At 59.8% G+C, this 13,327-nt stretch carries 11 protein-coding genes and 1 pseudogene; 5 read left to right on the forward strand and 7 right to left on the reverse strand.

The annotated features are described in order from the left end of the window. Positions 1-310: 310 nt before the first annotated feature. The 4 genes from metF to DQ393_RS14995 form a co-directional block, all read right to left on the reverse strand. Positions 311-1,213, reverse strand: a complete 903-nt coding sequence (gene metF / locus DQ393_RS14980; protein ID WP_112342571.1) for a methylenetetrahydrofolate reductase [NAD(P)H] — start codon at positions 1,211-1,213, stop codon at positions 311-313. 1 nt (position 1,214) lies between these two features. Further along, the gene (locus tag DQ393_RS14985) at positions 1,215-2,240 is read right to left on the reverse strand and encodes an ArsR/SmtB family transcription factor (RefSeq protein WP_112342572.1); all 1,026 of its coding nucleotides are present in this window, start codon (positions 2,238-2,240) and stop codon (positions 1,215-1,217) included. A 205-nt stretch (positions 2,241-2,445) separates the two neighbouring features. After that, positions 2,446-4,095, reverse strand: a complete 1,650-nt coding sequence (ettA, locus tag DQ393_RS14990; RefSeq protein ID WP_112342573.1) for an energy-dependent translational throttle protein EttA — start codon at positions 4,093-4,095, stop codon at positions 2,446-2,448. Positions 4,096-4,220: 125 nt separating this feature from the next. Continuing rightward, positions 4,221-4,967, reverse strand: coding sequence for a ribonuclease T2 family protein (locus tag DQ393_RS14995; RefSeq protein WP_112342574.1), 747 nt, complete (start codon positions 4,965-4,967; stop codon positions 4,221-4,223). Between the two features lie 166 nt (positions 4,968-5,133). Between DQ393_RS14995 and DQ393_RS15000 the strand changes: the two genes are divergently transcribed. The 4 genes and pseudogenes from DQ393_RS15000 (at position 5,134) to DQ393_RS15015 (ending at position 9,916) form a co-directional block, all read left to right on the forward strand. Next, complete coding sequence (locus tag DQ393_RS15000) at positions 5,134-6,066, forward strand: alpha/beta hydrolase (RefSeq protein ID WP_112342575.1); 933 nt, start codon at positions 5,134-5,136, stop codon at positions 6,064-6,066. 19 nt (positions 6,067-6,085) lie between these two features. Further along, entirely contained in the window at positions 6,086-7,045 is a 960-nt protein-coding gene (locus DQ393_RS15005) for a DMT family transporter (RefSeq protein WP_112342576.1), read from the forward strand. A 14-nt stretch (positions 7,046-7,059) separates the two neighbouring features. Then, a complete protein-coding gene (locus tag DQ393_RS15010) occupies positions 7,060-8,262 on the forward strand; it encodes a CaiB/BaiF CoA transferase family protein (RefSeq protein ID WP_112342577.1) in 1,203 nt (400 codons plus the stop codon). Beyond that, positions 8,259-9,916, forward strand: a pseudogene (locus DQ393_RS15015) (thiamine pyrophosphate-binding protein). The gene DQ393_RS15010 and the pseudogene DQ393_RS15015 overlap by 4 nt, the downstream one beginning before the upstream one ends. A gap of 41 nt (positions 9,917-9,957) precedes the next feature. Here the strand turns inward: DQ393_RS15015 and DQ393_RS15020 are convergent. The 3 genes from DQ393_RS15020 to DQ393_RS15030 form a co-directional block, all read right to left on the reverse strand. Next, positions 9,958-10,299 carry a RidA family protein gene (locus DQ393_RS15020; protein WP_015340385.1) on the reverse strand — a complete coding sequence of 114 codons (342 nt, stop codon included), beginning with the start codon at positions 10,297-10,299 and terminating at the stop codon, positions 9,958-9,960. A gap of 87 nt (positions 10,300-10,386) precedes the next feature. Next, positions 10,387-10,725, reverse strand: coding sequence for a beta-lactamase hydrolase domain-containing protein (locus DQ393_RS15025; RefSeq protein WP_112342578.1), 339 nt, complete (start codon positions 10,723-10,725; stop codon positions 10,387-10,389). Positions 10,726-10,797: 72 nt separating this feature from the next. Beyond that, a complete protein-coding gene (locus tag DQ393_RS15030) occupies positions 10,798-11,637 on the reverse strand; it encodes a DUF4432 family protein (protein WP_112342579.1) in 840 nt (279 codons plus the stop codon). A 252-nt stretch (positions 11,638-11,889) separates the two neighbouring features. On the opposite strand from DQ393_RS15030, the gene DQ393_RS15035 reads away from it, so the two are divergent. Then, positions 11,890-13,308: a L,D-transpeptidase family protein gene (locus DQ393_RS15035; protein WP_432422004.1), complete on the forward strand. Its 1,419-nt coding sequence runs from the start codon at positions 11,890-11,892 to the stop codon at positions 13,306-13,308. Positions 13,309-13,327 lie beyond the last annotated feature (19 nt).

The raw sequence follows: 13,327 nt of genomic DNA on the forward strand, positions 1-13,327 counted from the left end.
TACTGTCGCGATTATCTGAATCGAAGCACCAACCTCATGCCGCGTCGCAGCATCGAATTTGCTTTCCAAACGACATATTTTCGACATAAAATTTAACGGCTGACTGAGGAGGAAGACATGGGATTGACGCGATCCATCAACGTCCTAGTGGTCGGTGCGGCCTTCGCTTTTGTCGTAACGATGCTTTTCATCTGACGGCTTTGACGAAATTCGCAGACGATCAAACTCCGAAAAGCTAACAAAACCCCTGCCTTATTAGAAAAGCGCATGCCCGGGCCGGACATGCGCTTTTTCATACCGGGCGAAATGCTCAGGCGGCGGCGCCGGCGCGCGCATCCAACTTGCGCTGAAGCCCCAGCCGCTCAAGGACGGCTGAGACGAGCGCCGAGCGATTCATTGTATAAAGATGAAACTCATGAATGCCGCGGCGTATGAGATCCTGGATCTGCTCGGCCGCAACATCCGCAGCAACCTTGGCGCGTTCCTCGACATTCTCATCCAGACCATCGAAACGATCGTCAAGCCAGGACGGGATACTGGCGCCGCACGCACCGGCAAAGCGCTTGAGCTGCGTGAGGTTCTGGATCGGCATGATGCCGGGCACAACGGGGATCCGGATGCCGGCCGCACGAACGCGATCATGATAGCGCTCGAAGGCGTCATTATCGAAGAAGAACTGCGTCAGCGCCCGGTCGGCGCCGTTCTCGGCCTTGCGCTTCAGCATGTCGATATCTGCAGCCGTATCGCGGCTTTCTGGATGCTTTTCCGGATAGGCGGATACGGAGATATCGAAATCGCCGCGCTCCCGCAACGCGCCCACCAATTCGGCAGCATTGGCATAACCGCCCGGATGCGGCTGGTAGGCCGAGCCGACACCGCCGGGCGGATCGCCGCGCAACGCGACGAAACGGCGAACGCCGGCAGCCAGGAACTCATCGATCACCCGATGCGTATCTTCGCGTGTTGCGCCGACACAGGTGAGATGCGATGCCGTCGTGAACGGTGTTTCATGGATCATCTTGCGCACGGCGGAAAGCGTCGGCGCCTTGGTCGAGCCACCTGCCCCGTAGGTCACCGAAACGAACTCCGGCTCCCAATCGCTAAGATCTGCCACGGTGGCCCACAGCTGTTGCTCCGCTTCCTCCGACTTCGGCGGAAAGAACTCGAAGGAGATGCGGATACCGTCACTAAGACTTTCGGATCTCGAGGACATGTCAAACTCTCCCGGCAAGAATGGGGGACGACTGGTGGCCTTGGTCGGTGGCCATGAGCAGCCGCGGATCGCGCGCCAGCCAAATACTGACTGTCAGCGCCGGACCGCCTTCCCTCTCCGAATGGAGGTGCTGCACGCGCTCGACATCGAGCCCCGCCAGCTTCAGCCAATCCGATATTGTCTGATCCGAGAAGCCGAGACGCAAATGCGCATGCTCGTCGCGCAGATATTCAAGCGCGTGCGGCGCGAGATCGATGATGACGAGCCGGCCACCGGGCCGCAGCATTCGCGCCGCCTCGGCAACGGCAATCTCCGGCTGATCGAGGAAATGCAGCACCTGATGGATGGTGATCAGATCGAAATCCTGCTGCTCGAGCGGCAGGTTGAAAATATCGCCATGGCGCACCGACGCAGCGGTGATGTTGGCACGATCGAGATTGGCACGGGCGACCGCGAGCATGTCACGGCTGGCATCGATGCCGACGGCGCGACGATAGTGGCCAGCCAGGAGCTGCAGCATCCGGCCCGTACCCGTCCCGAGATCGAGGAAGGAATCGATCGGCTGCGGGCCGATCAGCTCGATCAGCGCCTTGTCGACATCCTCGTCGGCGACATGCAGGCGACGCAGTTCGTCCCACTCGGCGGCATTGCGACTGAAATAGGCCTGCGCCCGTTCGGCACGGATGCGCTTGACCGAAGCAAGGCGCTCGCCGTCACGCAGAAGAACGGTGTCCTTCTCGGCGGTGTGGCGCAGAAGCGTACGCGCCAAGGTCACCGCCTTGCCCTCCTGCTTCAAGCGGAAATAAGCCCAAGCGCCTTCCTGATAGCGGTCGATCAGGCCGGCTTCGCCAAGCAGCTTCAGATGCCGCGAGATGCGGGGCTGCGACTGGCCGAGAATTTCGGTAAGATCGGTGACGGTCAGATCGCTTGCTGCGAGTAATGCCATGAGGCGTAGCCGCGTCGGTTCGCCGACCGCCTTCAGCACGTCCACAACTTCATCCAAGCCGAGCTTCACCACATCCGTCATTCGACACCCAATCAAGATATAAAGATATCTTTATGTGATTTGAATGAACTCCGCAAGCACTAATCGCCATAGAGACCGGTGGGGCGTCGGAAATCTGTTATTTTTTGTCGGCTGGGGAATGTATGCTTCCTGCACTACCGCAAAGAAAAACCCCGGCCTGTGAACTGCCGGGGTTCTCCTTCTCCATAACGGAAAGACAGCAAACTTATCGTGTCAGTCGCTTATGCGCCTGGCTGCCCGGATTGAGAGCATCGGGGCCGAGGCGGCGGACCTTGTCCTGCTCGTAATCTTCGAAATTGCCTTCGAACCATTCGACATGGCCTTCGCCCTCAAAGGCCAGGATATGCGTGGCCAGGCGGTCGAGGAACATGCGATCGTGGCTGATGATGATGGCGCAGCCCGCGAAGTTTTCGAGCGCGCTTTCCAGCGCTCCCAGCGTTTCCGTATCGAGGTCGTTGGTCGGTTCGTCGAGCAGAAGCACGTTGCCGCCGGACTTCAACATCTTGGCCAGGTGCACGCGGTTGCGCTGACCGCCGGAGAGATTGCCGACCTTCTGCTGCTGGTCGCCGCCCTTGAAGTTAAAGGCGCCGCAATAGGCGCGCGAGTTCATATCGAACTTGCCGAGCTTGATGACTTCAGCGCCGCCGGAGATTTCCTCCCATACCGTCTTGTTACCATCAAGCGCGTCGCGGCTCTGGTCGACATAGCTGAGATGCACCGTCTCGCCGATGCGGATCGAGCCGGAATCCGGCTTTTCCTGCCCGGTGATCATCTTGAACAGGGTCGTCTTGCCGGCGCCATTCGGGCCGATGATGCCGACGATACCGCCGGGCGGCAGCTTGATCGACAGATCCTTGATCAGCGTGCGGCCTTCGAAACCCTTGGTGATACCCTCCATCTCGATCACCACCTGACCGAGACGCTCGCTGACCGGAATGATGATCTGCGCATCGCCAGGACGCTGATTTTCGGCAGCATCGACCAGCTGCTCGTAAGCGTTGATACGCGCCTTGGACTTGGCCTGACGGGCTTTGGGGCTGGAGGCGATCCATTCCTGTTCGCGGCTGATCGCCTTCTGGCGGCCAGCTTCTTCACGGGCTTCCTGTAGCATGCGCTTGGCCTTGGCCTGCAGATAGGCGGAGTAGTTGCCTTCGTAGGGAATGCCGCGGCCGCGGTCGAGTTCGAGAATCCAGCCAGTAACATTGTCGAGGAAGTAGCGGTCGTGGGTGATCATCATCACGGCACCCGGATAGTCGCGCAGGTGCTTTTCCAGCCAGGCAATGGTCTCGGCATCGAGATGGTTGGTCGGTTCGTCGAGCAGCAGCAGATCTGGCTGCGAGAGAAGCAGGCGGCAAAGCGCGATACGGCGGCGCTCACCGCCGGAAAGGCTGGTGACTTCGGCATCGCGCGGCGGGCAGCGCAATGCATCCATCGCCATTTCCACCTGGCTTTCCAGATCCCAGAGGTTCTGGCTGTCGATGATATCCTGAAGCTTGGCCCCCTCTTCCGCAGTCTCGTCGGAATAGTTCATCATCAATTCGTTGTAGCGATTGAGGATTTCGGTTTTTTTGGCAACGCCTTCCATGACGTTTTCGAAAACCGTCTTGTTGGGATCGAGCTGCGGCTCCTGTGGCAGATAGCCGATGGTCGCGCCTTCGGCCAGCCAGGCTTCACCGGTATATTCCTTGTCGAGGCCAGCCATGATGCGCAGCACCGTCGACTTACCTGCGCCGTTCGGACCGAGAATACCGATTTTGGCATCGGGATAGAACGAGAGATGGATATTCTCGAGGATCTTCTTGGCGCCATAGGACTTATTCAGACCGGCCATATGATAAATGAACTGACGTGCCATAGCTTGGGTTACTCCACAGGCGGATAACATTGCGAATTGTGCCGCTATGTAGGCGAAACCCCGCCCTCGGGCAACGGCGAAACCTCGTCCGAGGGCATTATCCGCGTCAGAAAAGCTGTATTTTCTCAGAAGCCGGCTGCATCCACCACACCCCGATCGCAGCCGAAGGCGGTGCTGCCGGCGCTTTGGATCAGTTTACCGAGCCGCGGCTCATTGCCCTCTTGAGGTTCGATCGCATCTTCCGAGAGGCCGATGGTCAGCTCCGAAATCATCCTGACATCGCCGACACGGCGGCAACTCATCTTGATGCGCGCGTTGGCACCCTCACCGAAACTCTGGTCGAAGGCGGCCTTGATGCTTTCGGCATCGAGTTCCTTGCCGATATTCTCCGCAAACAGATCGCGCACGGACGACGCATTGAGCTCCGCGATCAGACCGGTAGCGATGGAAAAATATTTGTCGGCGCTGAGCTTCGTGCAGGTCCCGTGCTTGATCCATTCATGCCGCTCGAGCCCGGATTGCGTGCCCGGCATCACCTTGTCCAGCTTCGCCTTGACATCCTGCGACAGCTCCACCGCCGGCAAATCCTTCCAGTCGCGGCCGCGATCCGCCTGCTTCAAATCCTCCGAAACATCGCAATATTCCTGCCTCATCGGCCAGAGGCCATGCAGCGAGAAATTCTTGGCGTCATAACTGCTCGACGATTGGTTTCGGCATTCGGCCTTCTTCTGGTTCGTCGCGCAAAATGCCGGCTCCCAGCTCGCCGCCAGGATAAAACGCGTTCGGCCGCGGCTGTGCTCCTGCGCCATGGCGCTGGCGGCCGTTCCGACTGAAAGAAATACAACTGCAAATACCCGAAGCAACTGCCTCATTCCCGGTCTCCAATTAGAACATTATAGGAACAAATAAGCAGTTTGATCGCGCGGGCGCAATCCTGAATCGTAGTGCTCGGAAAGATTTATTTCTGTGTGCTTCGACACCTATCCATTGCAATCCGTCGGATGATAACCTTTCGTCCCAATAGGGAGCACCGAATGCATGTTCGCGGATACGCAGCGCCTGAATAGCCCGACGGGCGCGAAGATCGCCTATCATCATGTGCCAGCGGCGGCAGAAGCACGCGGCATCCTGCTGATATCACATGGTCTTGCCGAACACTCCCGCCGCTACGAGACCTTTGCCGAGGCGATGGCCAGTCAAGGCTTCCATGTCTACGCCCACGATCATCGCGGCCACGGCGAGACCGTTGCCCATGAAGCGCCCATCGGCCGCTTCGCGCGAAGAGGTGGAGCGGAGCATGTCATCGCCGATGTGCTCGCCATGCGCGAGCTTGCCGCAGGCGTTCATCCCGGACTGCCGATCATCCTGTTCGGCCACTCCATGGGTGGATTGATCAGCCTCAACACCGTCGTCACGCATCCGGACAAGTTCGATGCCGTCGCGGTGTGGAATTCCAACTTCAATGCGGGCCTTGCGGGCCGCGCCGCCCAGCTCATTCTCAAGACGGAGCGCATGTTCAAGGGATCGGACGTTCCAAGCGGCCCCTTGCCGAAGCTGACCTTCGGCACCTGGGGCCGGTCGATCGCAAATCGCCGCACCGACTTCGACTGGCTTTCGCGCATCCCCGAGCAGGTGGACAAATACATCGCCGATCCGCTTTGCGGCTTCGATGCCTCCGTCTCGCTCTGGCTCGACATATTCGAGCTTACCTTCAAGGCACCGCAAAAGATCTATCTCGACCGGCTTCGACGCGACATGCCCATCCATCTCGTCGGCGGCGGCGAGGATCCGGCCACCGATAATGCGAAAGCGATCTCCTGGCTGGCAAGCCATTTGAAAAGCGCCGGCTTCTCTCATATTACAACAGAGATCTACCCTGACATGCGGCACGAGACGCTCAACGAAATCGGTGCCGATGAAGCCATTTCCCGCTTTGCAGATTGGTGCAAAGAGGTGGCGGCAAGCACCTGATTCTCATGGGAATTCTGCAATGAACACCTCCAGCGGCTCCTCGATCCGATTGCTGCAATCGGAGCTGACCTTCGGCTTGGTGATGATGTTTCTCTCCGTCGTCCTCTCGCCGATCATCGACATCTTCTCCAAGCTCGCCGCATCCACGATCCCACCGGCGGAAGTCACCGCCGCCCGCTTCATCCTTCAGTCGCTCTTTGCACTGCCGATGATGGCGATGCGCGGGCAATGGGGCGCGTGGACATGGCGGCGCAGCGGCGTCCACGCCATTCGTGCCGCGGTGCTGACGCTGTCCATGGTGTCCTTCGTCACTACGCTGCAGGTGATGGAGGTGGCCGATGCCATTGCCATCTTCTTCGTCGAGCCGATGATGCTGACCATTTTGAGCAGCATCTTCCTCAAGGAAACCATCGGCTGGCGGCGCTACACCGCCTGTGCCGTCGGCTTTTTCGGCGCGATGCTGATCATCCAGCCGAGCTTTCAGGAAGTCGGCTTCATCGCTCTGCTGCCCGTCGTCACCGCGCTCTGCATCGCAGTCTATGTCATGATCACGCGTGTCGTGTCCCATAGCGAGGATGCCTGGTCGATGCAGTTCCAGACCGGCCTGTGGGGCACCGGCTTCAGCCTGGTCCTGCTTGTCATCGGCAAGGTGACGGGATCCGCAATCCTCGATCCGGTCATGCCGGATCTGGCTGCCATGCTCTACCTGCTCGGGGTCGGGGCCACCGCGGCGGCTTCCGGCATCTTGACGGTGCATGCCTATCGCGCCGTGCCGGCCTCGACGCTCGCGCCGCTGCAATATTTCGAGATCGTCTCCGCCACGATCTTCGGCTGGCTCGTCTTCGACAATTTCCCGGATGCGATCAAATGGCTCGGCATCCTCATCATCATCGGCTCGGGGCTCTACATTCTCTGGCGCGAGCGGCGCTTTGCTTCCAAGCCGGTATCCGATACATCTGAAACTGCATTCACGCCGTAAGCGAGTGGATCGACATGACAGAACACAAGACCAAGAAACCTCCGCTGTCCGGTATTCGCGTCATAGAGCTTGCCCGCGTTCTCGCCGGTCCCTGGGCCGGACAGATGCTGGCCGATCTCGGCGCCGATGTCATCAAGGTGGAAAATCCCGACGGCGGCGACGACACCCGCCAATGGGGGCCACCCTTCGTCGAGGGCAAGGACGGCGAAAATCTCTCGGCCGCCTATTACCATTCCGCCAATCGCGGCAAGCGCTCGGTAATCGCCGATCTCAAGATCGAGGAAGGACAGGAACTGGTACGCCGCCTGGTGAAGACGGCCGATGTGGTGATCGAGAATTTCAAGCTCGGCGGCCTGGTAAAGTACGGGCTGGACTATGAAAGCCTGAAGAAGATCAATCCCCGCATCGTCTATTGCTCGATTACCGGCTTCGGCCAAGCCGGCCCTTATGCCAGTCTCGCCGGCTATGATTATATCGTTCAGGGCATGTCCGGCTTCATGTCGATCACAGGCGAACCGGACGGACAGCCGATGAAGGCCGGTGTTGCGATCGCCGACATCTTCACCGGCATCTATGCCGTTTCCGCGATCGAGGCCGCCCTGATCCATGCTCTGAAGACCGGAGCAGGACAGCTGATCGACATGGCGCTGCTCGATGTGCAATCGGCCGTGCTTGCCAACCAGAACATGAACTATCTGATCTCCGGCAAACCGCCGGTGCGGCTCGGCAACGCCCATCCGAATATCTCGCCCTATGAAGTCGTGCCCACCGCCGACGGCTATCTCATCCTTGCCGTCGGCAATGATGGGCAGTTTCGGCGCCTCTGTACCATTCTCGGGGTGGAAACCCATGCGGACGACGAGCGCTATGCGACCAACAAGGCCCGCGTCGCCAACCGCAACGAGGTGCGCGCCTTCGTCTCAGCCGAGACGTTGAAGTGGAACAAGGCGGATCTGCTGAGGGCCTGCGAGACCAATGCCGTTCCGGCCGGCGCCATCAACACGATCGAGGATATGTTCGCCGATCCGCAGATTGTGGCACGCGGCCTGAGAATCGATCTCGAAGATAGTGCCGGCACCGTCATTCCGAGCGTGCGCACGCCAATCGTGCTGTCGGAAACGCCGCTGACCTATACGCGGCCAAGCCCGCGCCTTGGCGAACATCAGGAGGAAGTTCTGGCTGAATTGGCCGAACTGGAGGGAAAGGCGGGGACATGAAGCGAACGGGCGGGCAACTCATCGTCGAGGCGTTGAAGGCCAATGGTGTGCAGCGCATTTCCTGCGTGCCGGGCGAGAGCTTTCTCGCCGTGCTCGATGCCCTGCATGACAGCGATATCAACGTGCTCGTTTGCCGCCAGGAAGGCGGGGCGGCAATGATGGCGGATGCCTGGGGTCGATTGACCGGCGAACCGGGCATCTGCTTGGTCACCCGCGGCCCTGGCGCCACAAACGCCTCCGCCGGCCTTCACATAGCCCGGCAGGATTCGATCCCGATGATCCTGTTCATCGGCCAGGTCCAGCGCGATGCCCGCGAGCGCGAAGCCTTTCAGGAAGTGGAATTCCGGCGCGCTCTTACCGAATTCGCAAAATGGGTCGGCGAGATCGACGATGCCGCCCGTATCCCGGAATTCGTCACCCGCGCCTTTGCTGTGGCAACATCGGGTCGCCCCGGTCCCGTGGTGCTGACCCTGCCCGAAGACATGCTGCGCGATGAGGTCGAGGCGCCGCAAGCGCTGCCCTATACCCCTGTTGCCGCTCATCCGGGCCGCAACCAGCTTGCCGATCTCCGCCAGCGCCTTTCGGCTGCACAGCGGCCGATGGTCATTCTCGGCGGCACGCGCTGGAACGAAGAAGCGGTTGCCGGTATCAGGCAATTTGCGGAGCGTTTCAAACTGCCGGTCGGCTGCTCTTTCCGGCGGCAGATGCTGTTCGACCATCTGCATCCAAGCTACGCCGGCGATGTCGGCATCGGCATCAACCCGGCGCTGGCAAAGGAAATCAAGGAAGCGGATCTGCTGATCCTGCTCGGTGGACGTCTCTCCGAAATGCCGTCCTCCGGCTATACGCTTGTCGATATCCCTACCCGCGCCAGCAGTTCGTCCACGTCCATCCCGATCCCTCGGAACTCGGCCGCGTCTATCGCCCGGACCTGGCGATCTGTTCCAGCCCGGTGGATTTCGTTGCGGCTCTCGTGGATTTGGACCCACCGCACGAAACGCCTTGGGCAGATCGCACCGAACGCATGCACGCGGCCTATCTCAGCTGGTCGAAGACACCGGAAAAGAGCCCCGGTGCCGTGCATATGGGCCGCATCATGGATTGGATCGAAGCCAATACGGCCGACGATGCGATCTTCACCAACGGCGCCGGCAATTATGCCACCTGGCTGCACCGCTTCCATCGCTTCCGCCGTTTCGACACGCAGGCGGCGCCGACATCAGGCTCGATGGGTTATGGTCTGCCGGCGGCGGTTGCGGCGAAACAGCTCTTTCCCGAGCGCGAAGTCATCTGCTTTGCCGGTGACGGCTGTTTCATGATGCATGGGCAGGAGTTCGCGACCGCCGTTCAATATGGCCTGCCGCTGATCGCTTTGGTCATCAACAATGGTATGTACGGCACCATCCGCATGCATCAGGAACGGGAATATCCCGGCCGTGTCAGCGCCACGGCGCTCGACAATCCGGATTTTGCGGCCCTTGCCCGCGCCTATGGCGGCCACGGCGAAACGGTGAAGGCGACGGCAGAATTCGGCCCGGCATTCGAGCGGGCGCGCGCGAGCGGCAAGCCGGCCATCATCGAGATAGCGCTCGACCCGGAAGCGATTACGCCTTCCCGCACCCTGACGGAAATCGCGCAAACAAAAGGCCGATGAGCGCGAGCCCACCGGCCTTAAAAAATCACTGATGGCGCGCCTTAGAGTGCTGCCGTCACGATGAATTCGACCTTGTACTTCGGCGCGGCGAGCTTGGCTTCGCTGGTGGCACGGGCCGGCGTGTTGGCCGGATCGACCCAGGCTTCCCAGGCAGCGTTCATTTCAGCGAAGTAGGAAATGTCGGAGAGATAGATGAGCGTCTGCAGGATCTTGGACTTGTTGCTGCCGGCCGCAGCAAGCAGGCGATCGACTTCAGCCAGCGCTGACTTGCACTGATCGGTGACGCTTTCGCCCTCGCCAACCTGACCGGCGAGATAGACAGTATTGCCGTGGATGACAGCGCCGCTCATGCGGGCGCCAACGTCGATACGCTTGATGCTCATGGTGTTCTCCTGATGTTGTTCTTCGACAGGTAAACAGGGCATGGCCTACGGCCTGCCCTGCGATCAAAAGGTTAGGTAAAGATCCGTTCAGCCGCGGATGTGATGCGTCTTCTGATAGATCGCAGTCGAACGTGCGCCGGAGCGGCAATAGCCGAGCATCGGCCGCGCAAACTCGTCGAGCGCATCGACCATGCCCTGCACGGCTTCCTCGGTGACGCCCATGGGGCCGACAGGCACCTGGGTAATCTCCAGGCCGAGTTCCTTGGCGCGGGCTTCGATGACGCCAAACGGTGTCTGATCCGGGCTCTCACCATCGGGGCGATGGCAGACGATGGATTTGAACCCCATAGCCTTGATCTGGTCGAGATCCTCTACGGTGATCTGGCCGGACACCGAGTATTCATCGTCGATCGGGCGGATATCCATGGTTCATGTCCTCTCTAAAACCGTGGCCTTGATCTACGCCGCGATACGGCGAGCGTCAACCGCGGCGCACTCTCAAACAAAGGCAAAGTTGAGCATGAAATTGCGGGCTTCGCCGGGCTGGAGAATATTGAATTCGCCCGCCTCCTCAAGCTCCGCACGCGAGACCCACCGATGCGAAACCGGCTCGATGCCAAGCACATGCGCAGGCGCGCGCTGATTGCGCCAGACCTGCAGGAACGGCAGCGTGTCGGTACCGAAGCGCACCCTCAGCGACTTGCCGCCGATGGCCTCGATCGGGCCGAGAGTGATTTCCGCCCAATCCTCGCCCTTGTCCTCAGCCGGCACGCAGAAGATATCGCCGCCCTCCTGGCCGAAGGTCCATGGAAAACCGCCATTGTCAAGCATCTGTCCGGTGAGGCGCGTGCCGCCGTCGAACCATTTGCCGCCAATGTTCATGTGGTACATCAAAAAGACCGGCATCGCCTCTGTGCTCGTATTGACGATACGGTCTGCTAGCGACACCTCGCCCGTGGCGCCATCGATCTGCCAAAGTCGTTCAAGCCTTGCCGTTCGCCTCTCGGCGGTGGCAACATCGATATCGGCACGGCATTCCGCATTGCCGTTCTCGAATTTGGTCCAGAGAATTTTGGCCGGATGGGACGAGAAGGAACCGTGAAGCGGATAGTGCTTGCCCTCATCCGCGCCGGACATCGGCTCGGGGTGGCGGATATGATCCGGCCCGCAAGTGAAGAGGAAGCCTTCGACCGAATGACTGATACGCGGATCGCCATCGTCGGGAACGGCGCTTCCGGGCGCAAGATTGTTGCCATCGACGATGCAGGCGCCGATATCCAGGACGGAGCCCTCATCCAGCGTCAATTTCGGCCCTTTCGCCGCAGAAAAATCCATCATCCCTCAAGTCCTCCTTGATCGGTTTCGCGCACAGGCGTTGTCCCAAGGTAACGCGCGGCTGAAATAAACGGTGATTTGGCTTACCGAATATTAACTTGAAGCCTTGATCACGGAATTTTTTATATTTTATTCAGCATGATAATCTAAATTTCCATACTGGCGTCAAAATTGCCATGTGTGTGTCAGCCGAACGACTACCCCGAGGATTCGACAGACGTGAACCGGTTTGTAAAATTGAGTTTTGCCCTGGCAATGACTGCCACTGTGTCCATGCTTGCGCTCACCGATGCGCAGGCACAATATTATCGCAGCGGAAACGGCAACACGGTTCTCGTCACTCCCGACGGCCGGATTCTCGATCAATATCCCTACGGCGGCGGATATGCCATGGCGCGCGACGGGCGCGGCCGACGGGTTCTGATCGATGCCTATGGCAATGTCGTCGCCACCGAGATGAAGGCAAGTACCTATTATCCTCGCGCACCTGCTCGCCAGACTTATAATGACGATGGGTACGACAATGGCGGCCGCTATGGCGATACCCAGCTCTCCCGCAACGGCGGCTACCAGGATTATCGGCAGTATCGCACCGACGGCTATGGCAATTACGATGGCGGCGATCAACAGGATCGCGGCGTAGTGACCGGCGGAATTCCGCGCGATGGCGATATTCAGCGTCAGCCGCTCGACGATCAGCCCCTGCCGGGCGGAAATCAGGGCCGGACGAACCCAAGCGGTAGCGATTATGCATCGATAGACCCGCAACAGGGCGCACCGGATATCGTCAATAAGCCGCCGGCCGAGCCCGTGATCACGCTCAAGGGCAAGTCGAGGATGGAAATTACCGCGCTCGAGGTCTTCCTCGCGCGGCAAGGCATTTCGCCCGGCGCCATCGATGGCCGCATGGGCGCTAACGTCACCAAGGCGATCTATGCCTATCAGCAGATGACCGGCCAGACGCTCGATCCGAACAACACCGATTCGATTCTCGAGCAGCTGCGCATGTCCGGCGGGATGCCGATCGTCAACTACACGATTACGGCCGCCGACGCGGCCGGCCCTTATGTCGCGTCAATCCCTGAAGATTATGCCGCGAAATCCCAGATGCCTTCCCTTGGCTACACGTCGACGACGGAAATGCTGGCTGAGCGCTTCCATATGGATGAAGGCTACCTGAAGGCGCTCAATCCCGGTGTCGATTTCACCGTGCCGGGCAGCACCATCAAGGTCGTCAATACGGGTCCCAGCAAGACGGGAACGGTCGCCAAGATCCTGGCGGACAAAGGCCGCAAGCAGGTTTTCGCCTATGACGCCAACGGCACCTTGATCGCGGCCTATCCGGCCAGCATCGGTTCCGCCGACACGCCCTCACCGTCAGGCACGGTCACGGTCGAACGTGTCGCCTTCAATCCGGGTTATACCTACAATCCGAAGATCAACTTCCAGCAGGGCGGCAACGACAAGATCCTGAACATTCCCCCTGGTCCGAACGGCCCGGTCGGTACGGTCTGGATGGCCCTGTCGAAGCCGACCTACGGCATCCACGGCACACCGGATCCCTCGCGGATCGGCAAGTCGCAAAGCCATGGCTGCGTACGTCTTACCAATTGGGATGCGACTGAGCTCGCCAAAATGGTCAAGCCCGGCGTCGTCGTCGAATTCGTGGATTGATAACCGGATATGCCCAAAC

The sequence above is a fragment of the Martinezella tropici genome, assembly GCF_003287875.1.
In the GTDB taxonomy this organism is placed as follows: Bacteria; Pseudomonadota; Alphaproteobacteria; order Rhizobiales; family Rhizobiaceae; genus Rhizobium; species Rhizobium tropici_C.